Genomic DNA, 26,387 nt, shown 5'->3' on the forward strand with positions numbered 1-26,387 from the left:
CCGGCGTAGCCCTCGCCGACTGCTGCCGAGGCGGCGGTGCCGCCGGCCCGATCACCTACCGCAGGCTCCACTGCTGGTTCGTGCCACCATGACAGGACCAGAGGTGGATCTTCGTGCCGTTCGCAGTGCCGTAGGCGCTCGCGTCCACACACAGACCCGACTGCACCCCGGTGATCGTGCCGTTGGAGTTGACGTTCCACTGCTGGTTCGCCTGGCCGTTGCAGTCCCAGATGACCGCGGTGGTGCCGTTGGCCGTGCCCTGACCGGTGGCGTCGAGGCACTTGTTGCCGTAGACCATCAGCTGCTTGGCGCTGGTGTAGGTCCAGGACTGGCCGGAAGCGCCGTTGCAGTCCCACAGCTGCACCTGGAGGCCGTTGGCGGTGCTGGAGTTCGGCACCTCGATGCACCGGCCCGACGGGCCGCCGACGATGGTGACGGGTTGCTGGGTGGAGGACTGCGGACCGGCGGCGGTCATGACGGTCCGCGCGGCCGTCGGCCAGTTCCCGCCGGTGACGACCACTGTGCCGGTGTTGGTGTTGTTTCGGGAGCCGGAGGTGATGTTGGTGTTGGTGCTGGTGGTCCAGTTGTTGGTGAGGGTGAGGTTGCCGGTGTTGTTGTTGGCCCAGTGCTGCCCGTAGGCCCACTGCCCGATGTTGTCGAAGACGTTGTTGGTGGCGGACTGGTACCGGGCGCCCTCGTCGAAGTACAGGCCGAGCCACCCGTTGGTGTTGCGGAAGTAGTTCTGATTGATCGTCGTGCCGGGCAGTGCGGACAGGCTGTAGAACGCCGCCCCGTCGGTCATCTGCCGCATCACGTCGTGGACGTAGTTGGCCTGGACCCGGTAGTTCTTCGCGATGGTCGCGGTGGTGTATTTCGGCTGGTAGCTGTAGAGGCCGCGGTCGGTGTAGTCCTGGCTGCCACCCGCGTCGTTCGCGCCCCAGCCGTAGCCGATCGAGATGCCGGTGTAGGGCAGGTTGTAGACCTCGTTGTTCGACATCGCCGAGTCGGCCAGGTAGGTCATGAGCAGACCGACGTGGCTGCGGTAGTCGATGGCGACGTCGAAGACGGTGTTGTTGCTGTAGACGATGTCCCTGTTGACCATCCGGGTGTCGCTGGGATGGTGCGCGTCGGCCTGTACGCCGCCCGCGATGACGGCACCGGCCGCGATCTGCTCGAACACGTTCCCGATCACGTCGATGTCGCTCGCGCCGAGCCCGACGCCGGTGGCGTTCGCGTTGGCGTCGTTGCCGATGCCGAGACCGACCTGGCCGAGGTTGGTGAACCTGTTGTTGGTGAACCGGATGGCGTTGGCCGCCGATACCTGCACCGCCGCGGGCATCTGGCGCCAGTGCGGCCGGGCCGCCTCGAAGGCCGGGCAGCCGGACTGGCAGGACGAGAGCCAATCGGACGGCCGGGACCACGTGCCGTAGATGTAGGCACCGGTCTGCTGGTCGGCGTAGCCCTGCTCGGTGTTGGGCTGCAGCCAGCTCGTGTGGGAGAACTGCAGACCGGAGAAGGCGATGTGGTGGGCGGGTGCCGAGTAGGTCCCGCCGACCCTCAGCAGCGACTCCAGCCGAGGTAGCTCAATGTCGGCCGTCGTCATGTTCTCGCCGCTCAGCGGCTTGTAGTACAGCACGCCGGCAGCGGTGTCGAGGTACCACTCACCCGCCGCGTCGAGGAACTCGCGGGCGTTCACCAAATACATCGGCCCGCTGTGGAAGGGGCGGTTGAGCGTGTCGTAGCCCCAGGTGTTGTTGCTCCAAGCGGGCTGCTCCATCGCGATGACGTTGTTGTTTATCGACTGCACCGGCACATAGCGGTCGGTGAACGAGTTGACCGACTCGAGCTCGATGCGGTTCTCGTTGGCGAGGTTGTTCAAGTACGACAGCGAGCCGTTGGTGAAGGTGAGGCCGGTGGTCGTGGCGGTGAAGTCGGCGCGGTTGACCTGCGTGCGGGCACGCGTGGCGATGCGGCCGTTGACATAGAGCTGGCGGGTGTCGAAGGCACCGCTCGCGCTCGCCCGCCAGATGTTCTGGGCGGAGTCCGCGACCGTCCAGCCGGTCACCCGCTGCCCACCGGAGATGATGGGGCGAGTTCCCGTCGCCGCCTGCCAGTACACGGTGTAGCCGTTGGCGCCGGAGTCGGCCTGGGTGAACGTGAGCGGGGAGCCGAGCGAGTAGGTTCCCGCCGCGACCTGCACCACGATGTCGCCGGTCATCGAGGGCGCGATGGCCCTGACGGATGCCTGGGCCTGGCTCAGCGAACAGGGCTGGGCCGACGAGCAGGCGGTTCCGGATCCGGTCGACGAGGCGTACAGCGTCGTCATGACGGCAGCTGCGGCGGGCGTTGCGGCGACAGCGGACACCGCGACGAGCATCGCGGCGGCATACCTGGCGACGGTGGTGATCGGGCGGGATGTTCGCCGGGGTGCGGTTCGTGGAGCAGGGGTCACGATGGCGTCCTTCCTGGAGATGAGCTGCCAGCCGTAGCCGGACACCCCGGCAGGCAGACGTTGACTGAGCGATTCATCAGGTGGAAACGCGGCCTTAACCGACGGCCAGCATCACATCACATGTATGACGTCATAGCAATCCTGGGAATCTGTCTATATGATCTGGTAGGCCCAAGCGCTTCGTTCTCCGAAGGGTGATATCGCTCGATTGGCTGGAACCCTTCCGGCGAGTCGACATGTCACATAGGACCTTCCCGAAACATTCCCGATACATGTTGACGGGTATCGCGGCGGTCGGTCACAGTATCGCCACACACCCCCATATCCCGGCACGGATCGTCATCACCCGCAAATGTGAACGTTAACATTTGCGGCGTGGGTGCTAGGACCGTTGTTCGCGCCAGCGTCCCCGCCGATGCGGCGCGCCGTCCTGTCGACGTTCCTGACGACTGAAAGGAGAGTTGCCATGCCTGTTAGGCCTGTGCGCACCGCGAGGTGGCGCCATGGTTGGCGGGCCGGACTGGCCGCCGTGATCGCAGCAGTGGTAGCAGCCGGCGCGATGGTCGCGCTGACCGCGACGTCGGCGTCGGCGGCCACGGTCGACCCCAGCGCCTGGTATGTGCTGGTGAACCGGAACAGCGGCAAGGCCTTGGACGTGTACAACCTGGCCACCAATGACGGCGCGCGAATCACCCAGTGGTCCCGCAACGACGGCAATCAGCAGCAGTGGCAGTTCGTCGACTCCGGCGGCGGCTACTACCGCGTCAAATCCCGCCTCTCCGGCAAGGTCCTCGACGTCTACAACTTCTCCACCGCCAACGGTGGCGCCATCGTCCAGTGGACCGACAACAACAGCAACAACCAGCAGTGGCGCCTCGCCGACTCCGCCGACGGCTACGTCCGGCTCATCAGCCGCCACAGCAACAAGGCCCTCGAAGTCCAGGGCGCCTCCACGGCGGACAACGCCAACATCGTCCAGTACGACGACTGGGGCGGCGCCAACCAGCAATGGCAGTTCGTCCGCATCGGCGGGACCAATCCTTCACCCACGCCGACGCCGACACAGACGTCCGGCCCGTGCACCCTGCCGTCGTCGTACCGGTGGACGTCGACGGGTTCGCTGGCGACGCCGAAGTCGGGGTGGGTGTCGTTGAAGGACTTCACGACGGTCCCGTACAACGGCCGCCAGCTCGTCTACGCGACCACGCATGATTTCGGGTCGTCGTGGGGGTCGATGAACTTCGGTCTGTTCACGAACTGGTCCGACATGGCGTCGGCGAGCCAGAACGGTATGTCGTCCGGCACCGTGGCACCCACCCTGTTCTACTTCGCGCCGAAGAACATCTGGGTCCTGACCTACCAGTGGGGAGCCACGGCGTTCTCGTACCGCACCTCCAGCGACCCGACCAACGCCAACGGGTGGTCCGCTGCGCAGCCGCTGTTCTCCGGGAGCATCACCGGCTCCGGTACCGGCCCTATCGACCAGACCGTCATCGGCGACGGCACCACCATGTACCTGTTCTTCGCCGGCGACAACGGCAAGATCTACCGCGCCAGCATGCCCATCGGGAACTTCCCCGGCAACTTCGGCTCCACCTACACCACCATCATGACCGACACCACCAACAACCTGTTCGAAGCACCCCAGGTCTACAAGGTCGCCGGCCAGAACCAGTACCTGATGATCGTCGAAGCGATCGGCGCCAACGGCCGCTACTTCCGATCCTTCACCGCCACCAGCCTCGGCGGCACCTGGACCCCCAACGCCGCCACCGAGAGCAACCCCTTCGCGGGCAAAGCCAACAGCGGCGCCACCTGGACCAACGACATCAGCCACGGCGAACTCATCCGCACCACCGCCGACCAGACCATGACCATCGACCCCTGCAACCTCCAACTCCTCTACCAGGGCCGCGCCACCAACTCCGGCGGCGACTACGGCCTGCTGCCCTACCGACCCGGCCTGCTCACCCGACAGCGCTGACATCCTGGAGCGGCGGGCTCGGCGCAACGCCGAGCCCGCCGTGTCATATGACGTACTATGACAGCGGCATATTTCGTGCCAAGTCCCGGTCATCATCTGGGCGTTGATGCCGATCCGGTAAGCCTGTATTCGGCGTCTAGCACTACAAATAGATCTGACGCCTCTGCGTGACGCCAGATCGACGCTAATCGTTGACATGTGACGTAATATGTCGTTAACGTTGCACTGTCCCAGCGCAGTCCCCACGCGCTACGTGCACCAGGGCTGCGATCCGAACTCCTCGGCGACCACAAACCTGCCCTGGCGCCCGGATCTGATCACGTGAACCAGCTCCACCTGCTGACACACCGACGATCCGTCTCCCCTGCCCGGGGGTGCGGCGGTCGGGCTGCACCGCGGGAGTGTCCTGGTCGGTCGACCTGTCGCACTCCACGGCGCAGCCTCTCGCTCCCAAGCAAGGAGAAGTGCTGTGACAACCATCCATGCTCGCCGCCTCGTTCCCCGCTGGCTGGCCGCACTCGGTGCAGTCACCATGGTCGTGGCGGGGGCCATCGCGGCAACCGCGTTGACCGCCCCGTCGGCGTTCGCCGGAACGACCGCAGGCTGCGGCAAGGCCCCGACGCTGCGCAGCGGCTCGTACACGATCCAGAGCGGCGGCCAGAACCGCAGTTTCATCCTGCGGATTCCCGACGGCTACACCAACACCCGTCCCTACCGGTTGATCTTCGCCTACCACTGGCGGGGAGGCACCATGAACGATGTCGCCTCGGGCGGGACCAGCGGGACCACCTGGTCCTACTACGGCATGCAGGAACAGTCGAGCAACAGCGCGGTCCTGGTCGCTCCGCAAGGCATCGGCAACGGCTGGGCCAACAGCAACGGTCAGGACATCACCTTCACCGACGACATGGTCCGGATGATCGAGAGCGACCTGTGCGTCGACACGACGCAGCTGTTCGCCATGGGGTTCAGCTACGGCGGTGGGATGAGCTATGCCGTCGCCTGCGCTCGGGCGTCCGTCTTCCGGGCCGTCGTGGTCTACTCGGGCGCGCAGTTGTCCGGCTGCAGCGGCGGCATCCAGCCCATCGCCTACTTCGGCATCCACGGCATCTCCGACAACGTGCTGAACATCGGGTCGGGGCGGTCGCTGCGCGACACGTTCCTGCGCAACAACGGCTGCGCAGCGCAGAACGCTCCCGAACCGGCTGCGGGCAGCGGCAGGCACATCACCACCACGTACTCCTGCCGCGCCGGCTACCCGGTGCAGTGGGCCGCCTTCGACGGGGGCCACGGGCCGGCGCCGGTGGACGGATGCTCGGGCTGCGAGGACGGCACCAGGACCTGGAGCAAGGGGGAGGCCTGGCGGTTCCTGTCCCAGTTCGGATCCACCCCGCCACCGAGCTCGCCGCCGCCGAGCAGCCCCGCACCTGGCCAGTCGAACGTGCTGATGGTGGGCCAGCAGTCGGGCCGCTGCGTCGACGTACCCGGTTCCTCGACGGCGAACGGCACCCAGGCGCAGTTGTGGGACTGCCACGGCGGGACCAACCAGCGCTGGACCTACACCAGCGCCAAGCAGCTGATGGTGTACGGCAACAAGTGCCTGGACGCCAGTGGACGCGGCACGGCCAACGGCACCGCAGTCGTCATCTGGGACTGCAACGGTCAGAACAACCAGCAGTGGAATCTCAACTCCAACGGCACGATCACCGGGGTCCACTCGGCACTCTGCGTCGACGTCAGCGGCAACGGGACCGCCAACGGGACGAAGATCCAGCTGTGGAGCTGCCACGGCGGCGCCAACCAGCAATGGACCCTGCGCAACTGACCGCGTGACCGGTGGCGTCGGCTGGTCCTGGACGCCGATGCCGACGCCACCCCTCCTCCCTACCGACAGGGGAACCAACCAATGACAGCGACATTTCGGCGGGCGGGGCGGCGCGCGCTCGCCCTGACGGTAAGCCTCCTGTGCCTGACGGCGATGCTTCCGCAATCAGCTCAGGCGGACAACCCGATCGTGCAGCACATCTACACCGCGGACCCCGCACCGCTGGTCTACAACGGCCGCGTCTACCTCTACACCGGCCACGACGAAGACGGTTCGACCTACTTCACGATGCGCGACTGGCGAGTCTGGTCCTCCTCGGACATGGTGAACTGGACCGATCACGGCTCGCCGATGAGCCTGGCGACCTTCAGCTGGGCAAGCTCCGACGCCTGGGCGGGCCAGGCGGTCTACCGCAACGGCAAGTTCTACTGGTACGTGCCGGTGCGGATGGCCAACGGATCGCAAGCCATCGGAGTCGGAGTCGCGGACAGCCCCACCGGGCCGTTCCGCGACGCGCTCGGCCGCCCGCTGATCCAGAACGCCGAGATCGACCCCACCGTCTACATCGACGACAGCGGCCAGGCCTACCTGTACTACGGCAACCCGCGCCTGTGGTACGTGCGGCTCAACACCGACATGATCTCCTACTCGGGCAGCCCGACGCAGATCCAGCTGACCACCGGCGGGTTCGGTACCCGTACCGGAGACGCGAACCGGCCGACCCTCTACGAGGAAGGACCGTGGTTCTACAAGCGGAACGGTCTGTACTACATGGTGTACGCGGCGAAGTGCTGCTCCGAGTACATCGCCTACTCCACCTCATCGGGTCCGACCGGTCCGTGGACGTATCGCGGCATCATCATGCCCACGCAGGGCGGCAGCTTCACCAACCATGCCGGTGTCATCGACTTCAACGGCGGCTCGTACTTCTTCTACCACAACGGAGGTCTGCCGGGCGGAGGCGGTTATACCCGGTCGGTCGCGGTGGAGAAGTTCGCCTACAACGGCGACGGCACCATCCCGACGATCAACATGACGACGACCGGGGCACCCCAGGTCGGCACGCTCGATCCCTATGTCCGCCAGGAGGCGGAGACCATCGCGTGGGGCAGCGGCATCGAGACCGAGCCCGCCAGCGAGGGCGGGATGGGTGTCGGATGGATCGACAACGGCGACTACATCAAGGTCAAAGGTGTCGGCTTCGGTACCGGCGCCACCACTTTCGCGGTCAGGGCGGCCTCGGGCACCAGCGGCGGCCGGATCGAGCTGCACCTGGACAGCCCCAGCGGGACGAACGTCGGCACCTGCACCGTGCCCGGCACCGGCGGCTGGCAGACCTGGACCACGGTCACCTGCCCGGTCAGCGGCGCGACCGGGACCCACGACCTCTACCTGCGCTTCGCCGGCGGCAGCGGATCCCTGCTCAACATGAACTGGTGGCAGTTCACGGCGGGCCAGGCCACCGGCTATCCGACCGGATATCACCCGCTCGTCGTCGCCAACAACAGCCTCTGCCTTGACGTCAGCGGAACGTCCACGACGGCCGGCGCTGCGATCACCCAATGGACCTGCACCGGGCAGAGCAATCAGAGCTTCCAGTTCGTGCCGGTGTCGAGCGGCTACGGGCGCCTGCAGGCTCAGCACTCCGGCTACGACGTCGCGGTGGCCAACAGTTCGACGACCGCCGGCGTACCCAACATCGTGCAGCAGGTACCCAACAGCGCGCCCAACAGCCTGTGGCTGCCGGTCCGGCAGTCGGACGGCTCGTACTCCTTCCGCAACCAGAACAGCGGGCTGTGCCTGGACGTCTACGGCGCGAACAGCACCCTCGGCCAGCAGCTCGATCAGTGGCAGTGCAAGAACGCGCCCGGCACCAACCAGGACTTCACCCCGCGCTGACAACACGAGCGCACCGTCGCCTCAGGGCATGCAAGGAGTACTCATGAAACGACTGCTCGCCGCGGTCGGGACCGTCATCGCGCTCTCGCTCGGCGTCGTCGCCATGGTCGGCCAGCCGGCGTCGGCCGCGACGCTGACGCAGGTGACCAACTTCGGCAACAACCCCACCAATCTCAACATGTACGTATACGCCCCGGACACCGTGGCGGCACGGCCGGCGCTGCTGGTCCTGGTCCACTACTGCGGCGGATCGGCACCGGCGATATTCGGCGGCAACGGCCGCGACTTCGCGACCGCGGCGGACCGGTACGGCTACGTCATGGTCCTGCCGGAGGCCACGCGCAGCGGACACTGCTTCGACGTCTCCACGCCGCAGGCGCTGCGGCGCGACGGCGGCAGCGACTCCACCGGCATCATGTCGATGGTCAGCTGGGCACGCACGCGGTACAACGTGGACCCCGCCCGGATCGTCGTCAGCGGATTCTCCTCCGGGGCGATGATGAGCAACGTCCTGGCCGCGCAATACCCGGACGTCTTCGCGGCCGGTACGGCGTTCTCCGGCGTACCCGCCGGATGTTTCGCCACCACCGACGGCTCGCTGTGGAACAGCCAGTGCTCCGGCGGGAACATCATCAAGACCGCTCAACAGTGGGGAGACGTCGCGCGGGCGATGTATCCCGGCTATACCGGCCGCCACCCGCGCATGCAGCTGTGGCACGGCACCACGGACACCACGCTGGCCTACCCCAACTTCACCGAAGAGATCAAGCAGTGGACCAACCTGAACGGGCTGGGCCAGACGCCGTCCTACACCGACAGCCCGCAGTCGAGCTGGACCCGGACCCGCTACGGCAACACCGGCACGCAGGCCACCGTCGAAGCGGTGAGCATCTCCGGTACCGGACATACGCTCCCACAGGCCGGAATGCTGGCATACGCCATCTCCTTCCTCGGCCTGAACGGCAGCTCGCCGCCCAGCAGCGCACCACCGAGCAGCTCGCCGTCCAGCAGCCCGCCGCCGAGCCGTACGAACGTCATGCTGGTCGGGGGCGCTTCGGGCCGGTGTATCGACAACCCCAACAGCTCCACCGCCAACGGCACCCAGATGCAGCTGTGGGATTGCCACGGCGGCAGCAACCAGCGCTGGACCCATACCGCGGGCAAGCAGCTGACCGTCTCGGGCAAGTGCCTGGACGCGAGCGGCCGCAGCACGACCAACGGCACCGCGGTCGTCATCTGGGACTGCAACGGCCAGAACAACCAGCAGTGGAACCTCAACACCAACGGCACCATCACGGGAGTCCAATCCGGGCTCTGCGTCGATGTGTCGGGTGCCGCCACCGCCAACGGCACCAAGATCCAGCTCTGGAGCTGCCACGGCGGCACCAACCAGCAGTGGACCATTCGAAACTGACGGGACGTGTCGGGGTCATCACCCGGATGGCCCCGCACGCCCTCCTGCTTTGGAGGACTGATGCCAGAACTATCACGAAGGCAGGTATTGGGGGCCGCGGTCGCCGGAGCCGGGGCGACCCTCGCTCCGGTGGCGTGGACCGCGGCGGCCTCGGCCGGCGCGGTGGTCCCAGCCCAGGTGCTCGCCGCCAACGACCTCGCCCTGTGGTACGACGAGAGTGCCGGGACCGATTGGCTGCGCGCGCTCCCCGTCGGCAACGGACGCCTGGGCGCCATGGTGTTCGGCAACACCGATACCGAACGGCTGCAGCTCAACGAGGACACCGTCTGGGCCGGTGGCCCCCACGACTACAGCAACGCGCAGGGCGCGGGCGCGGTGGCCGAGATCCGGCGCCTGGTCTTCGCCAACCAGTGGAGCCAGGCCCAGAGCCTGATCGATCAGACCCTGCTCGGGCGGCCCGCCGCTCAGCTCGCCTACCAGACGGTCGGCGACCTGCGCCTGGCACTTCCCTCCGGCGGGTCCTCGCAGTACAACCGCTACCTGGACCTGACCACCGCCACCACCACGGTCTCCTATCTGCAGAACGGCGTCCGCTACCAGCGGGAGGTCTTCGCCAGCGCACCGGACCAGGTCATCGCCGTACGCCTGACGGCCGACCGGACGGGGTCGATCACCTTCACGATGTCGTTCGCCAGCTCGCAGCGCGTGACGTCGTCCAGTCCGGACGGCACGACGATCGCGATGGACGGCAGGTCCGGAGATCAACGGGGGATCGCCGGGTCTGTGCGCTTCCTCGCGCTGGCCAAAGCGATCACCACGGGCGGGAGCACCAGCAGTTCGAACGGCACCCTTCGGGTCACCAACGCCGACAGCGTGACGCTGCTGATCTCCATCGGGTCCAGCTACGTCAGCTACGCCAGCGTCAACGGCGACTACCAGGGCGTCGCCCGGTCCCGGCTGAGCGCGGCCCAGGGGATCGCCTATGACACGCTCCGCAGCCGGCACGTGGCCGACTACCAGGCGCTGTTCGGTCGGGTCACCCTCGACCTGGGCCGGACCTCGGCGGCCGACCAGACCACCGACGTCCGGATCGCCCAGCACAACTCGGTCAGCGACCCGCAGTTCTCCGCGCTCCTCTTCCAGTACGGGCGCTACCTGCTGATCTCGTCCTCGCGACCGGGCACCCAGCCCGCCAACCTGCAGGGCATCTGGAATGACTCGCTGACCCCGGCCTGGGACTCGAAGTACACGCTCAACGCCAACCTGCCGATGAACTACTGGCACGCCAACACCACCAACCTGGCAGAGTGCTTCGAGCCGGTGTTCCGGATGATCAACGACCTCACGACCACCGGCGCCCGGGTGGCCCAGGTACAGTACGGCGCCGGCGGCTGGGTGACGCACCACAACACCGACGCGTGGCGGGGCGCCTCGGTGGTGGACTTCGCGGCGGCCGGCATGTGGCAGACCGGTGGTGCCTGGCTGGCCACCATGATCTGGGACCACTACCTGTTCAGCGGGGACATCGCGTTCCTGCGGCAGTACTACCCGGCGTTGAAGGGGGCCGCGCAGTTCTTCCTGGACACCCTGGTCCAGGAGCCGACCCTCGGATACCTGGTCACCAACCCGTCGAACTCGCCCGAGCTGAACCACCACTCCGGAGTCAGCGTGTGCGCCGGACCCACCATGGACAACCAGATCCTGCGTGACCTGTTCAACGGCGTCGCCCAGGCGAGCCAGGTGCTCGCCGTGGACAGCGACTTCCGGACCAGGGCCCTGGCCGCCAGGGACCGGCTGCCCCCGATGCGGGTCGGCTCCCGCGGCAACATCATGGAGTGGCTCTACGACTGGGGGGAGACCGAGCAGACCCACCGGCACATCTCCCACCTGTACGGCCTGCACCCCAGCAACCAGATCACCAAGCGCGGCACTCCGGCGCTGTACAGCGCGGCGCGGCGCACCCTCGAGCTTCGCGGCGACGACGGCACCGGCTGGTCGCTCGCCTGGAAGATCAATTTCTGGGCGCGGATGGAGGAGGGCACCCGCGCGCACGACGCGATCCGCCTGCTCGCGCGGACGGACCGGCTGGCGCCGAACATGTTCGACCTCCACCCGCCGTTCCAGATCGATGGCAACTTCGGTGCCACCTCCGGTATCGCCGAGATGCTCCTGCAGAGCCACAACGGCGAGCTGCACGTGCTGCCGGCGCTTCCGTCCGCCTGGCCCAACGGCAAAGTGACCGGCCTGCGCGGACGGGGCGGGTACACGGTGGACGCGACGTGGAGCGCCGGCCAGGCTGGCGAGATCGTCGTCCGAGCCGACCGCACCGGCACCGTCAACGTGCGCAGCCGCGCGCTGGCCGGAACCTTCCAGGTCGTCGACACGACCACCGGAAGCGTCGTCACGGTGACCAAGCCGGAATCCGACGTCATGGCGCTGCCGGTCCAGTCCGGGCGGACGTACCGGGCGACCATCGTGCCGGTCGGCAACCCGATTCCGGCGGGCTACGCGCGGATCGTCAACGGCACGACCGGTCTGGCGCTCGACAGCGGCGGCAATGTCGCCTCGGGATCGAACGTGAAGCAGTGGACCTGGGACGGGTCGACGAACCTGCAATGGCAGTTCATCGACCTGGGCAGCGGGTGGTACCGGATCGTCAACCGCACCAACGGGATGGTCGCCGACAGCTGGGGCAACACCGCCAACGGGGCGCCCTGCCGGCAGTCGGCGTGGAACGGCGGCGTCAACCAGCAGTGGCGGCTCACCTCCGTAGGCAGCGGCCGCTACCAGATCATCAACCGGGGTACGAGCACCTCGCTGGATGGCATGGGCAGCTCGACGGCCGGATCGACGTGCGCCATGTGGGCTCCCAACACGAACACCAACAACCAATGGACCATCGTCGCGATCTGACCCGACCTTTCGTTCCGTCCCCGGAGGTTCCCCATGCGTACCCGAAAGATGCCGCTGGCGTTGGCGGCGATCGCCATACTGGCCGCCGGTCTCCTCGTCGGCGCCCCACCCGCCCAAGCCGCGGCCTCGTTGCCCTGCGACATCTACGCCGCCGGCGGCACTCCGTGCGTGGCGGCGCACAGCACGACCCGGGCTCTGCTCGGCACCTACAACGGCTCGCTCTACCAGGTGCGCCGCTCGTCGGACAGCACGACCCGCAACATCGGCGTCCTCGCCGTCGGCGGGACGGCCGACGCGGCGGCCCAGGACTCCTTCTGCGCTGGCACCACCTGCGTCATCACGGTCGTCTACGACCAGACGGGAAGAGGCAACGATCTCTGGTACCAGGGATCGAGCGTGGTACCCGGATCGAGCCAGAGCCGCCCGGCGACGGCGACAACCGAGTCGCTGACGGTGGGCGGGAGCAAGGCCTACTCGCTCTACATCAATCCCGGCAACAGCTACTGGCGCGACGGCCACCTCACCGGCGTACCCACCGGTAGTGCACCGGAGGGCATGTACATGGTCACCAGCGGCACGCACGTCAACAACGGCTGCTGCTTCGACTACGGCAACAGTGAGACCACGAGAGCCGCCGATGCCGCGGGTGCCATGGACGCGATCAACTTCAGCACGCAGTGCTGGTTCGGCGGGTGCTCCGGGAGCGGTCCCTGGGTCCAGGCGGATCTCGAGTGGGGCCTGTTCCCCGGCGGCAGCCAGTCCTGGAACCCCAACCAGCGCGCCTTCACCAGCCCCTATGTCACGGCGATGCTGAAGAACAACGGGACCACCCGGTTCGCGCTCAAGGGCGCCAACGCGCAATCCGGCGGCTTGACCGGCCTGTACGACGGTGCGCTGCCCAACGGATACAACCCCATGCGCAAGCAGGGCGCCATCATCCTGGGCAGCGGCGGCGACTGCTGCAAACCCGGCGGCGGCGCCAACCTCAGCGCCGGCACCTTCTACGAGGGCGCCATGGTTTCGGGGTACCCCTCGGATGCCACCGAGAACGCGGTGCAGGCCAACATCGTGGCCGCCGGCTACGCGCTGAGCGGCGACGGCCAGCAGAACGCCATGATCGTCGGCGCGCCGTCGAATCGCTGCGTCGACGTGCCGAATTCCAGCACAGCCAACGGCACCCAGGTCCAATTGTGGGATTGCCACGGCGGCTCCAACCAACGATGGGCCACCACCGCAAGCAAAGAGCTGCGGGTGTACGGGAACAAGTGCCTGGACGCCAGCGGCCGTGGCACGACCAACGGCACCCTCGCGGTCATCTGGGACTGCAACGGTCAGAACAACCAGCAATGGAACGTCAACACCAACGGCACGATCACGAGCGTCCAATCCGGGCTCTGCCTGGATGTCAGCGCTGCCGGGACCGCCAACGGCTCGAAGATCCACCTGTGGACCTGCCACGGCGGCTCCAACCAGCAGTGGACCTCGCGCGTCTAATCGCCCGATCTGAACTTGGTTGCCTTCTCGCCACGTCCCGCAATGAAGGAGTCACCACCGTGAAATTGTTCATCGGCCGGGCCCGACCCGACCAGAAACGGCAGTCCGTTCCCCGCTTGCTGGGGGCGGCACTGGCCGCGTTGGCCCTGGCCGCCACCGGGGTATATGTCGTCACCGGCACTCAACCGGCATTCGCCGCGGCGAGCGCGGGGTGCGGCAAGGCTCCCACCCTGACCAGCGGCACTCGTACGATTCAAAGCAGTGGTCAAAACCGCAGTTTCATCCTGAAGATTCCCGACGGCTACAACAACACTCGCCCGCACCGGCTGGCCTTCGGGTTCCACTGGTTGGGCGGCACCATGGACCAGGTCGCCTCAGGCGGCAGTGACGGATTCTCCTGGGCCTACTACGGCATGCTCTCCCAGGACACCGGCGGCACCACGATCTTCGTCGCGCCCCAGGGCCTCGGCAACGGCTGGGGCAACAGCAACGGCCAGGACGTGACCTTCACCGACGACATGATCAGACTTATCGAGAACGATCTGTGTGTGGACACGGCGCAGCTGTTCTCCGTGGGCTTCAGCTACGGCGGTGCGATGAGCTATGCGCTCGCGTGTGCTCGGGCGAACGTCTTCCGTGCCGTCGCGGCCATCGCCGCCCCCGGCGCGATCAGCGGATGCAGCGGCGGGACCCAGCCGATCGCGTACATGGGAATCCATGGAATCAACGACAACATCGGGAGCGGACGCGGGCTGCGCGACACGTTCGTCAGGAACAACGGCTGCACCCCGCAGAACGCCCCTGAGCCGGCCAGGAACAGCCTTACTCACATCCTGACGACCTACTCAGGGTGCCGGACCGGATATCCGGTGGTATGGGCCGCGTTCGACGGCGGTCACCAGCAGGGCCCGGTGGACGGATGCGCCGGTTGCGAGAGCGGCGCGAGGAGTTGGGTCAAACCTGAGGTGTGGAAGTTCTTCACGCAGTTCGCAGGCACCCCGCCGTCGAGCCCGCCGCCCAGCAGTTCACCGTCCAGCAGCCCACCGCCCACCAGGTCCAACGTCATGGTCGTTGGCGGGCAGTCGGGCCGGTGCATCGATGTACCGAGTTCGAGCACCACGAACGGTGCTCAGGTGCAGCTGTGGGACTGCCACGGCGGCACGAACCAGCGCTGGACGTATACCGCCAGCAAGCAGCTGACCGTCTACGGCAACAAATGCTTGGACGCGTCGGGGGCCGGGACGGCCAACGGCACCGCGGTCGTGATCTGGGATTGCCACGGCCGGGCCAACCAGCAGTGGAACCTCAACACCAACGGCACTGTCACGGGCGTCCAGTCCGGGCTCTGCCTCGATGCGGCGGGTAACGCCACCGCCAACGGCACCAAGATCCAGCTCTGGAGCTGCAACGGCGGCACCAACCAGCAGTGGAGCACCCGAAACTGATCAAGAAAATCTCGGGGCCATCCGCGCGGATGGCCCCGAGATTTCTATTGCCACGGACGCAATCGGGTCAGCTCCGCAGGCTCCATTGCTGGTTCGCGCCGCCGTTGCACGACCAAAGGACGATCTTGGTCCCGTTGGCGGTAGCCGCGCTGTTGGCGTCGACACATAGTCCGGACTGCACGTTCGAGATGGTGCCGTTGGTGTTGAGGTTCCACTGCTGGTTGGCCTGGCCATGGCAGTCCCAGATGACGACCGCGGTGCCGTTGGCCGTCCCGCCCCCGGACGCGTCCAAGCACTTGTTGCCGTAGACGGTCAGCTGCTTGCCGGTGGTGTAGGTCCACCGCTGGTTCGTGCCGCCGTGGCAGTCCCACAGTTGCGCTTGACTGCCGTTGGTGGTCGCGCTGCCGGGTACGTCGATGCAGCGGCCTGACTGGCCGCCTACCACCTGGACGTTCTGCTGACCGCCTCCGCCGCCGCTCTGCTGCCTGACGAGCGCCTTCGACTCGGCTGATCGAACGCCCTGAGCGGTCAGGATGTAAAGCCGGTAGTCGCCCTGCGTCGTCGGAACGGCGATCGAGGCGGCGGTGCCGGCCGCGCGGGTCATGGTCGGGCCGGCGGCGAAGACAGTCGTGCCGGAGGGCGCCAGCCAGAGGCTCTGGGTGGCGTCGCCGGTGCTTCGGACGGGAATCGACGACCCGGTGCTGCTAACGAACGTGCTGGCCGGTAGTACGTAGTCGGGCCCGGAGAGAGTGCTCTGCGGGATGATGTCCCGGTACGCATCCTCCAGTCCGGAGTCGACGGCGATGCCGTAGGCCGCCGCCGGCCAGACATAGTCGGACGAGACGAGGATGTCCTGGACCGTGCTGTTCGGCAGGTTCTTGTTGGAGACCTTGTTGATCGGGCCGTATGTCTGCGTGATGCTCAGATCGTGCTTGCGGCCGAAGTCGTCGGAGTTGATGAGCCACGTGACGTTCTTGTCCACGCTCAGGACGTTGTCGCGGAACGTCAGGTAGGCCGAGCCTTCGTCCGGGTGGAGTCCGTATTTGTGGCCCGACGGAACGCCCTGAAGGTAATTGTTGGTGATCGTCGTCCCCGGCTGGCTGCCCAGGGTATAGATGGGAGCCGTGTCGCTGAGGCGCTGCACCGTGTCGATGAAGTGGTTGTAGCTGATGGTGTTGTTCCGCGCCGTCGTCGTCGGGCGGTTGGGCGCGATCGAGCCCGATGAGCCGTCGAAGTTCCACCATCCCCAGCCCATCGTGATGCCCGACCACGGTGCCTTCTCGATGCGGTTGCGCTGCACCGTGAGGGTGTCGACGAAGTACGCCGAGATGGGGCTGTGCCCGTTGAACAGGACGGCGCTGTCGTAGAGGTAGTTGTTCTTGATCTCGATGTTCTTGGGCAGCCCCTCGACCTGGACGGAGTACTTCTCGCGATTGCTCGACGTGTAGTCGCCGATGTAGACGTGCTGCGGGTGGCCGATGGAGATCGCGGTGCCGGCGGTGTCGTTGGTGTAGTTCCCCACCACCTGTATGTTCTGCACATCGTTCACCAGGCTGACGCCATCGGCGCCGGCATGCTGAATCCGGTTTCGCTGCAGGATGATCGCATCCGCGTTGCGGATGTCGATGATGCCGGGAGTGACGTCGACATTGCGGTAGTAGTAGACGTGGAAGTTCCCCTTGGCGTAGGCGATGGCGCCCAGATTGCCCTGCTGCGCCTGCTTGAACGCCGAGCCTGCCACGGCGAACAGGTTCCAGTCCGAATGCTGCACCGTGAGCCCGGACAGCGTGATGTTGCGCGCGTGGCTGCCGGTGGAGGTGCCGGCGATCCGCAGCGCCGTGGTCACGTTGTTCGGCGCCACGACCGTCGCGGTCGTCATGTTCTCCGAGCTGCCCTTGTAGTAGTACAAGGTCCGGCTGGTCTTGTCGAAGAAGAACTCGCCCGGCGTGTCCAGGAACTCGTAGGCGTTCATGACCTTGTGGGTGCCGCCCACCTGCGCGTTGCCGTTGAACGCGCCCTGGGCGATGGCCGCGCCCGGCTGCTGGAACAGCGCCACCCGGCTGGAGCCGTCGGTCGTCACCTGGCGGATTCCCACGATGGCCGTGGTCCAGGTCGTACCCGTCTCGATCTCGATATCGTCCTGATTACCGGCGATGGCGGGGAAGTCCGACGAGCTGTATCTGGCCCCGTCGCACTGTGATCCCGACTCCCAGGCCCACGAAGCCTGCCCGGCCGTGACGTTGTACGTTCCGTAGCATCCCGCCGAGTTGATCGTCTTGGAAGCCATGAACGCCCGCTTGTCGTTGACGTAGAGCGCGCGCAGCTTGTTGGCGCGGTCGAGCGGGGCTTTCCAGATGTTGCCGCTGTGCTGAGTCCATCCGGTCACTCGAACCCCGGCGTCGAGGACCGGCGTCTCGTTGGGGTAGGCGGCGTAGACGACCCGGTAGCCGTTGGTGCCGGAGTCACCCGCCCCGAACTCGATCGTGCTGCTCACCGGATAAGTGCCGCCGCGCAGATACACGTAGACGTCGCCGGTCATGTTCGCGTTCACCGTGCGGACGACGTCCCGCGCACGTTGCAAGGTTCTCAACGGTGACGTGATGGTCCCCGGGTTGCTGTCGTTGCCGTCGGGGGCGACGTAGTAGGTCGCCTGCACCGCGGCCCGCGCTGGGGCCTGATAGGCGACCATGCCCGCCAGCGCGGCGGAGCCCAGCATCGCGAGCGCCACCAGTGATCTTCCGCTGATCGGAAATGCTGATTTCACGGGTATCTCCTCCTTGACGAGGGGTGTCCACGGAGCCCCTGTGCCGGCAGGGGCTCCGTGGACGGCTTGGTGGGTGCCTTAGATCAGGGCAGGGTCCACTTCTGGTTGGCGCCGCCGTGGCATGTCCACAGGTGTACGGCCTGGCCGTCGGCCGAGCTGTTGTTGGACACGTCGAGGCACTTGCCGCTCTGCGGGTTGCGCAGCGAGCCGTCGGCCTGTGCCGACCAGACCTGTGGCGCGCCTCCGGTGCAGGTCCACAGCTGGATCTTCGTCCCGTCCGCCGATGCCCCGCCGCTGACGTCGAGGCACTTGCCGAGGGCCTTGATGGTCGAGTTCGGTGTCACGGTCCATACCTGCGAGGTACCGCTGTTGCAGGTGTAGATCTGGATCTGGGTGCCGTCTGCGGTCGCGCCGCCGCGCACGTCCAGACACTTGCCGGCCAGCCCCTTGATCGGACCGGTGCCGGCAGTACCGCCGCTGGTGGTGAGGGTGAACGAATCGACGTCGTAGAGGAAGCCGGTGCCGGAGCCGGTGAAGGTGAGGTAGAGGGTCGTGGTGCTGCTCGGCGGGTTGGCGATCGCGCCGCTGACCGTGGCGAACGTGTCCCACGAGCCGGTGACGGGTACGGTCGCCGAGCCGAGCACGGTACCCGTGGGGCTTCCCGCACGGATCTGGAGCGTGCCGCCGGCGCCGGCCGAGGAGACCCGGGCGGTGAATGCCGTCACGTTGTTGATCCGGTAGGGATCGAACGCGATCCAGTCGCCGCTGTTGATGTCACCGACGGTCTTGCCGCCTTCGGCGGTGGTCTTGTCGAAGGTGGCGACCCCGGGCGAGGTCTTGAAGTGCTCGGCCTGCCGCTTGCGTGGTTGCAGGATGTGCTGGGTGTGCGTGGTGAGGCCGCCCGCGTCGGTGTACTCGGCGTCGAAGACTCCGAAGATGTTGGCCGCGTCGTCGTGCTCCCCGTCGACGGGGACGGCGATCGACCCGGTGCATCCGCTCCGGGAGGTGATCTGGTGGCCGTGGTTGTCGTGGCCGAGCACGTAGGTCATCTTGACCCTGGTGCAGTCGATCGCGGCGTCCTCCGGGTCGGTCGCCGTGATGCTGAACGGGACCGTGTCACCGAAGCTGAACAACTGGCCGTTGGCCGGGGTGCTGATGGTCACCGTCGGCGCGGTGTTGCCGACGCCGATCTGCACGCTCGCCGTCCCGGTGGCGCCCTGCGGATCCCGCACGGTCAGCGTGGCGTTGTAGGTGCCGTTCGTGGTGTACGTCTTGGTCGGGTTGGCGGCCGATGAGGTGGTGCCGTCACCGAACGCCCAGGAATAGGTGAGGGTTCCGCCTTCGGGGTCGGACGACCCGGCGGAGGAGAAGTTCACGGTCAAGGGAGCCGTGCCGGAGGTCCGGTCGGCCGTCGCGACGGCGGTCGGCGCCCGGTTGCCGCTGCCGACGTAGTCGTAGCGGTACAGGGCCGAGTTGGCGTCGCCGTTGTAGTAGCCGGTGCCGTAGTCCAACACGTACAGCGCGCCGTCGGGTCCGAAGGTCATGTCCATGACCTGCTTGCCGTTCCACGGGAAGTTCTCGATGGCGCCGAGGGTGCCGTCGGAGTTGACGTGGATCGGCTTGATCCAGCCTCGACCGAATTCGCCGGCGAAGAACTGCCCGTCGAATCCCTGCGGGAACTTGGTGTTGGAAGCCAGTGCGGCGTCGTACCGGTAGACGGGGCCGGCCATCGGGGACTCCGAGCCGCCGCCGAACTCCGACGGGGAGCCGGCGTCGCCGGCGTAGCGGATCCAGGCCGGTTTCGCGCCCGGCAAGGTGGGCAGGCCGGTGTTGCGGAACGAGTTGTTGGTCGCGCCGCCCGTGCAGTTGTACTTCGCTCCGGCGGTGTTGTTGGCGAAGTCCCACTCGGCGTAGGTTTCGTTCGAGGTGTTCGTGCCGGTGCAGTAGGGCCAGCCGTAGAAGCCCGGCCCGGTGACCCGGTTGAACTCGACCTGCCCGCTTGGCCCCCGGTTGGTGGTGGCGCCGGAGTCCGGGCCGTAATCGCCGACGTAGACCACGCCGGTGGCCTTGTCGACGCTCATCCGGAACGGATTGCGGAATCCCATCGCGTAGATCTCGGGACGGGTCCGCGCGTCCGAGTCGACGAACATGTTGCCGGCCGGGATCGAGTAGGTTCCGTTCGTCTCCACCTTGATCCGAAGGATCTTGCCGCGTAGGTCGTTGGTATTGGCCGCCGATCGCTGGGAGTCGAAGGCGGGATTGCGGTTGGTCCGCTCGTCGAGCGGGGCGTAGCCCGCGGATTCGAACGGGTTGCTGTCCTCGCCGGTGGACAGGTAGAGATTGCCCGCCGCGTCGAAGTCGATGTCGCCGCCGGCGTGGCAGCAGATGCCCCGGTCGGCGGCGACGTCGAGGATGTCGACCTTGCTCGACTGGTTGACGGTGAAGTCGGAGTTCAGGGTGAACCGGGAGAGCCGGTTGACGCCTTGCCACGCCGACCAGTTGCTGCCGGTGGTGGGCGCGTCTCCGCTCGGGGTCGACAGCGGTGGGGCGTAGTACAGGTAGATGTGGCGGTTGGTCGCGAAGTTCGGGTCGACCCCGATACCCTGCAGGCCGTCCTCGTCGTGGGTGTATACCGGGATGTTGCCGACCACGGCCGTGTTGCCGGCCGCATCGGTGCGGCGCAGCGTGCCGTTGCGCGCGGTATGCAGTACCGACCGGTCCGGCAGTGCGGCGAGGGTCATCGGCTCGCCCATCTCGGAGAGCCCTTTGGCCAGCGTGACCTGCTGGAAATCGGTGCTGACGATGGGATGAGCCTCGGCCGGCGCGGGGCCGCCGAGCCCGGCGGGGCCTGCGGTGATGACGGCCGTCACGCCGGTCGCGGCCAGCAGTAACGCCGAGCCGATGGAGAACCATCGTCTGGCACCCGATACGGCGCGGGTGTGCTTTGTGGACATGAACTGCCTTCCTGGACGGATGACGCCATGGCGTGGCGCGGACCAGTGCGCCGGATGCCGTGGCGGGGGTGCTGTCGGACCTCGGGCCCGACAGGTGGAGGGAGCCCCTGGGCTGCCCGTGGAGCGGGGGCAGGGGGAGTCGATGGCTTGCCGCGCCGACGGTTCGCCTCGATGGATGTGTCCTGTTAGGCCTGCCGCTGCCTCGCGCGCGGTAACGGCGGCCGCCCGGTGCCGATTCGGGCCAACGCACAAGACACTCGACGGTGTCGATGTTATACGTCATACGTCGTATGTCAATAGACTGCGGTCGCAGCCTGCTGCGTGCCATTCGGCCTTCGTGGCTGATGTGGATCCTGTGCAGGTCGACAGTGCTGGCGGTCTTGCGGGCGTGGCGGTGGCCGTCTACTCCGGACTCTCGTCCGGGTCCCGGGTCGCCCGGAGGTACCAGCGGCGCAAGAAGGCCAGAGGGCGGATCTGAATCCATTGCGCCGCTACGCCCGCTAGGCCGAGTCCGAGGTACAGACCGGCCACGCCGAGGATGAGCTGGTCCAGGACGAGCAGGACGACTCCGGAGGCGAGACAGACCACCACCGCGCCGAGCATCGCCCGGACGGTCTCCTCGACGGAGTAGTCGCCTCCCACCTCGCTGAACCGGCCCAGAAACCACAGCCCGGCCCCTGCGGCCAGGACCAGCAGCCCGAGAAGCTTGCTGGGGATGCTTCCATGGAAGATCATTTCCAGCCCCGTGAGGTTCAGCCAGATGCCGGCGGTGATGGTGAGGCGCTCTGCCAGCGGCCGCTCCGTCCCGGGCGTCATCATCGTCCAGGCCGTCAGCAGGAACATCAGGCCGTAGGCGATCGCCGCGCCCCCGATGAGGAACTGGTGGTCGACGACGAGGCGGACGCCGGCGCCGGTGGCGGCCAGACCGAACCCGATCCACGATGCGCCGATCAGCAGCCGGAATGCCGACCTTGGTTCGAAGACGATGAGCGCCAGCGTCATGATGCCGATGGACGTGAGGACCGCGTACAGGCGCCAGCCGGCGGGTCCGAACGCTGCCGCCGCGGCGGCCGACATGCTGAGCAGGAGCAGTGTGGCGCCTGTGTACCGGACGAGCGGTGATCGGCGGGGAAGCCCGCGCAGCTTCAGCATCGCGGCGATCACTATCGCCGCTGCGGCCACGTACAGCCCACCATGGTCGCCCAGGACTCCGGTCATCGAGCTCACGATCTCACCGGTGGCGACGCCGAGCAGGCCTGAGGCAAGTTTCGAGATCCGGTTCCGGCTGGCGGCGGCGCGGTCGTACGCCCAGTGGATTTCCCCGCTCATCCATTCATGGTCGCCGGTCGATCCAGTCGCCAGCCATCCCCCGGACGGAGAGAGTCGGCGGTCACGCCTTACCGGTCGCGCGGAGTGGGAGGTTCTTACGGGCGTCCCCGCGTCTCCAGCGGTTAGGATCCAATGTGGACGTATGACGACCAGAGGTGTGGATGGTCCGGATAGTCCTGCTGTGCCTCGCGCAGCGCATGGTGGAGGGCGAGCGCTGGATCATCTCCGGCGAGGATGCCGTGATAGAGCCGGTCGGTGACCCGGGGCGCGAGCGAATCCAGGATGGGCCACATCGTGGCGACGACGTGCCGGAATCCAGCCAGGTGGAAGGCGGACGCGATGCTGATGGACTCGTCGATCAGCGTCGCGCCGCTGAACGCCGTCGTGCAGGCAGACAGGTAGGCGAGGTAGGCGCCGTCGAGGTTGAGCCCGATCAGGTCGCGCGCCGTCAGCGGGCGGTCGAAGAGCGCGAGATGGCTGTCGGCCGGGTCGGCGGCGGGCACACCGTGGCAGGCGAAGTGGGCCCACGTCGCAGTCGACAGACCCTCGGTCACCGCGGCGTACGTGGCGGCGTTGTCGAGGAGAAGCCGGCCGGGGCCGGCGAGCATGGCCGAGACGGCGCTGGCTTCCGCGCGGGCGAAGGCCAGCGGGGCGAGTGGTCCGGGCATGCGGTCGATGCCGATCGCGAGCGTCCGGACGTCTGGTCGGCGCGGCCGACCGGACCCGTGCCGGAGAGCGCGCAGGGTAGGGGTGTACGAGGACACGACGCGGTCGAGTACCCGGTTGTTGCCGGCCGCGTGGATCGGCAGCACGGTAAGGGCCGCTGTCGGGATCCACCACACTCGGGGCCACGGTTCACCCGGGCGCGGTGGTCCGCGGTGGCCGAGAGCGTCGAGCACCGGGCCGACGGTCGTCTCCCACAGCCAGTCCAGGACGCCGTTCACGACTGCGGCCGTCGCAATGGGCGGTGCATAGACGGCGGCCAGAAAGGTATTTGCCTGGCGGGCCGCGTCCGCCGCGGTGAGGCGCGGTAGCGGGATGACATCGGCGGTGTCGGGCGTGAGGACGAGCGCGTCACAGCGCTGATCGGAGACGTTGAGTGCCACGACCGTGCCACCGGTCGTCGCCTCGCGGAGTTCGTCCAGCGTGGGTGGTGAACCGAACCGCTCGAATCCCGGCTGTTCCCGGATCCGGGTCACCAACCGGTCCCAGTCGGTCCTGATCGCGCGCCGCCGCTGGACCGCGTCCGAGTGCGGCAGCGGCGGTGCGGCCGCCGGTGTCTCGGCGTCCGGGCTCGGATTGAGTGCTCGCCGCAGCCCGGCGAGCTCCGTCGCGAGCTCCGCGTCGAGGCCGGCCATGTCGCTGCGGCTCTCCAGCGCCTGTCCCAGCAGGACGCCACGGCCCGTCTCCAGCATCTGCCAGGCTCGGCCGGGGTCCCCGAGCTCGATCCAGGTCGCGGCCGCCGCGGTTGCCGTCCCGGCGAGCAGGCGCAGGTGGTGCTGCCGGTCGCGCTGGTCCAGGCCCCGATCCACCAGCTGCGGCAGGATGTGGAAGACGATGTCCCAGCCCCGCGCGGCGGCCTCGAAGTCGCCGACGGAGGCCGCCTCCTGGGCCCAGGCTCGGGCTGCATCCACCCGATTCAGCGGGAGGGCCGCGGTCATCTCCGCTGCGGAACGCCGCGCGGCGAGGGCGTCTGTGCGGTCCTGTGCGTTGCCGGTGGCGGCGTGCCGGTCATTGAGCGCGTTGGCGAGGTTGTAGAGGAGCGAGGACCGGTGCGGATCGTCGGCGTGCGTCGCCGCGACCGCCTGCAGGTGGTGCTCGATGGCGGTGCCCAGGTCGGCGAGATCGCGGGTGGTGTGAAAACGCAGGCGCAGCGCAGAAGCATGCTGCGCCAGGTAGGTGGCAAGATCCCGGTGACCCGTCGGCGTGAGCGAGACCGCTTCACCGGCCGTCTCTACCGCGCGGGCGAGATCGGCCGGATCACCGCTCAGATCGAACCGCATCCCCAGCACGAGACTGAGTTGACTGAGATACTTGGCGCGGCCGGGATCATCAGGCGACGCATCGATCGCGTCGATTGCGGCCGCGACCGACGCGTCCAGGTCAGCTGGGCTTGCGGTCCGTTGGAATCGGAGTTTCAACGCCGTGCTGAGGTTGATCAGGTAATCGGTCCGCTGCGGACCGTCGGCGGCGACAGCGCGCTGTGCGGCCTCGATCGAGGCGCTCAGGTCGGCCTGATCCCCGGTCTGGTTGAAGCGGGAGCCCAGGGCGCTCGCGAGATTGGCCCAGTGCATTCCGAGGTTGGGGTCGTCGGCCTCGGCTGTCTGCACTGCCTGGCCGGCCGCGTCGACTGCCGCGTCGACATCGGCGACGTCGCCGACGCGCTCGAACCGAGTGCGCAACGCATTGCTGAGATTCGTCCAGTACATCGCCCGTTGCCAACCGTTGGGCTCGTTTGCGGCGACCGCGCGGCGACCCATCTCGATCGCATCCGAGATGGCGGCCCGGTCGCCGGTCCGCTCGAACAGCGTCTGCATCATGCTGCCGAGATTCGACAGGGCCAGGGCGACATCTTCGCTGCCCAGGGCGATGCTGGCCCGCCCGGCGTCGATCGCGGCCGTCAGGTCAGCCAGGTCGCCGGCGGTACGGTGGCGGACGGCCAGGGCAAGGCTCAGGTCGGCCAGTAACGACACGCGGCGGGCGTCGTCGGACGCCTCCACCGCGCCCTGGCAGGCTTCGATTGCCGCGTCGAGGTCGGCCCGGTCCCCGGTCTGCTCGAATCGGGTGTGCAGCGCTTCGCTCAGAACGTGGAGGCGGCCCACCAGCCGCGGGTCGTCCGCCGCCATCGCCGCCGCCGTGCGGCCGGCGCTGATCGCCTCGTCCAGGTGGGCGAGATCTCGGCTGTGGTTGAAGAGCAGCTGCAGCGCGATGGCGAGGTTCGACCCGATCACGGTCCGGTCAGCGTCGATCGGGTCGGGCGCGGCCAGCGCGGCCCGGAGCAGTCGGGCGGCTCGTCCGAGATAGTTCGGCAACTCGTCCGCGCCCGGCATCTGCAGCATCCGTTCGGCCTCATCGGCCCAGGCTGCGGGGGTCAGGCCGGCGGGCGGCACACGCTCGGCGAGCGTCGAGCCGAGCTCCTTCGGGACGGCCAGCGGCAGACGGGGGAACACAGGCGTGAACCAGGTGACCGCCAGTGCGAGATCGGCCTCGTCGGCGCCGGCGGGCAGCGCCTGAAACCGGGCCCAGTGCAGCATGCCCAGGTAGGTCATGGTCCCGAGGCCAGGGATGTCGTCAGGATCCGGATCGAGCATCTCACCCAGCGTGCTCAGCTCTTGGAATACCTCTGGGCCGAGGACGGCGGACGGTCCCTCGCGGAGGTAGCGGTTCAGTCGCGACCGCACGGCATCGGCGGCATGCTCGCGCACGGCGGCCAGGGCGGTCCGGACCGCAGCATGCTCGGCCTGGTCGGTGGGGGTGGCTTCGAGCGCTCGCGCCAGTAGCCGCGCGGCCCGGTGCAGGACGTCGGCGTTCGCGACGGCGCGTGTGGAGCGCAGCAGGCGCACCGCCTCGGCGACCCAGACCGCCGGGCGAGGGTCGAGCGGGGCCGTCCGAGCCACGAGCGACAGCAGCGGATCGGGGACGGCGTCGGGGTGCCGCGCCAGCACGACGGCGAGCCACCGCACCGCCAGCTTCCCGTCGGCCGCGTCGTCGCCTTCCGGTAGCGCCTGGCAGCGCAGCCAGTGCAGCAGGCCGAGGAGGCGTTCGGCCTGCACGTCGTCGCTGTCCGGGTGAATGGAGTCGGCAAGCGTTCGGGCGTCGGCCAGGGCCTCGGGTTCGAGCACGGCCGAAACGTCACCGCCCATGGCCCGCTCTAGCCTGGCCAGCACGGCCGCCATTGCTGCTGTCTGCGTCAC

The 26,387-nt window shown here is 67.7% G+C and carries 13 protein-coding genes; 8 read left to right on the forward strand and 5 right to left on the reverse strand.

What is annotated here, in order from left to right:
- Positions 1–55: 55 nt before the first annotated feature.
- Positions 56–2,218, reverse strand: coding sequence for an RICIN domain-containing protein (locus F4553_RS00755; RefSeq protein ID WP_246465787.1), 2,163 nt, complete (start codon positions 2,216–2,218; stop codon positions 56–58).
- Positions 2,219–2,228: 10 nt separating this feature from the next.
- Between F4553_RS00755 and F4553_RS40470 the strand changes: the two genes are divergently transcribed.
- From F4553_RS40470 to F4553_RS00790, 8 genes are all read left to right on the forward strand, one after another.
- Positions 2,229–2,489, forward strand: a complete 261-nt coding sequence (locus F4553_RS40470; RefSeq protein WP_246465788.1) for a hypothetical protein — start codon at positions 2,229–2,231, stop codon at positions 2,487–2,489.
- Between the two features lie 429 nt (positions 2,490–2,918).
- Positions 2,919–4,436: a non-reducing end alpha-L-arabinofuranosidase family hydrolase gene (locus tag F4553_RS00760; protein WP_221469638.1), complete on the forward strand. Its 1,518-nt coding sequence runs from the start codon at positions 2,919–2,921 to the stop codon at positions 4,434–4,436.
- Positions 4,437–4,968: 532 nt separating this feature from the next.
- Positions 4,969–6,261 (forward strand): ricin-type beta-trefoil lectin domain protein, encoded by a 1,293-nt coding sequence (locus F4553_RS00765; protein ID WP_184833084.1) that lies wholly within the window; start codon positions 4,969–4,971, stop codon positions 6,259–6,261.
- A gap of 81 nt (positions 6,262–6,342) precedes the next feature.
- The gene (locus F4553_RS00770) at positions 6,343–8,160 is read left to right on the forward strand and encodes a family 43 glycosylhydrolase (RefSeq protein WP_221469639.1); all 1,818 of its coding nucleotides are present in this window, start codon (positions 6,343–6,345) and stop codon (positions 8,158–8,160) included.
- Positions 8,161–8,203: 43 nt separating this feature from the next.
- Positions 8,204–9,574: an extracellular catalytic domain type 1 short-chain-length polyhydroxyalkanoate depolymerase gene (locus F4553_RS00775; RefSeq protein ID WP_184830826.1), complete on the forward strand. Its 1,371-nt coding sequence runs from the start codon at positions 8,204–8,206 to the stop codon at positions 9,572–9,574.
- Between the two features lie 60 nt (positions 9,575–9,634).
- Positions 9,635–12,487: a glycosyl hydrolase family 95 catalytic domain-containing protein gene (locus F4553_RS00780; protein WP_184830828.1), complete on the forward strand. Its 2,853-nt coding sequence runs from the start codon at positions 9,635–9,637 to the stop codon at positions 12,485–12,487.
- A 33-nt stretch (positions 12,488–12,520) separates the two neighbouring features.
- On the forward strand, positions 12,521–13,981 hold the full coding sequence (locus F4553_RS00785; RefSeq protein ID WP_184830830.1) for an arabinofuranosidase catalytic domain-containing protein: 1,461 nt from the start codon (positions 12,521–12,523) through the stop codon (positions 13,979–13,981).
- A gap of 59 nt (positions 13,982–14,040) precedes the next feature.
- Positions 14,041–15,426: a ricin-type beta-trefoil lectin domain protein gene (locus F4553_RS00790; RefSeq protein ID WP_376776142.1), complete on the forward strand. Its 1,386-nt coding sequence runs from the start codon at positions 14,041–14,043 to the stop codon at positions 15,424–15,426.
- A gap of 67 nt (positions 15,427–15,493) precedes the next feature.
- On the opposite strand, the gene F4553_RS00795 is transcribed toward F4553_RS00790, so the two are convergent.
- The 4 genes from F4553_RS00795 to F4553_RS42175 form a co-directional block, all read right to left on the reverse strand.
- On the reverse strand, positions 15,494–18,190 hold the full coding sequence (locus F4553_RS00795; RefSeq protein ID WP_184830832.1) for a ricin-type beta-trefoil lectin domain protein: 2,697 nt from the start codon (positions 18,188–18,190) through the stop codon (positions 15,494–15,496).
- Between the two features lie 83 nt (positions 18,191–18,273).
- Positions 18,274–21,144 carry a PQQ-dependent sugar dehydrogenase gene (locus tag F4553_RS00800; RefSeq protein WP_184830834.1) on the reverse strand — a complete coding sequence of 957 codons (2,871 nt, stop codon included), beginning with the start codon at positions 21,142–21,144 and terminating at the stop codon, positions 18,274–18,276.
- 402 nt (positions 21,145–21,546) lie between these two features.
- The gene (locus F4553_RS00805; protein WP_184830836.1) at positions 21,547–22,473 is read right to left on the reverse strand and encodes a hypothetical protein; all 927 of its coding nucleotides are present in this window, start codon (positions 22,471–22,473) and stop codon (positions 21,547–21,549) included.
- Between the two features lie 122 nt (positions 22,474–22,595).
- Positions 22,596–26,387 (reverse strand): CHAT domain-containing protein, encoded by a 3,792-nt coding sequence (locus F4553_RS42175; RefSeq protein WP_184830838.1) that lies wholly within the window; start codon positions 26,385–26,387, stop codon positions 22,596–22,598.

The sequence above is a fragment of the Allocatelliglobosispora scoriae genome (assembly GCF_014204945.1).
GTDB lineage: Bacteria > Actinomycetota > Actinomycetes > Mycobacteriales > Micromonosporaceae > Allocatelliglobosispora > Allocatelliglobosispora scoriae.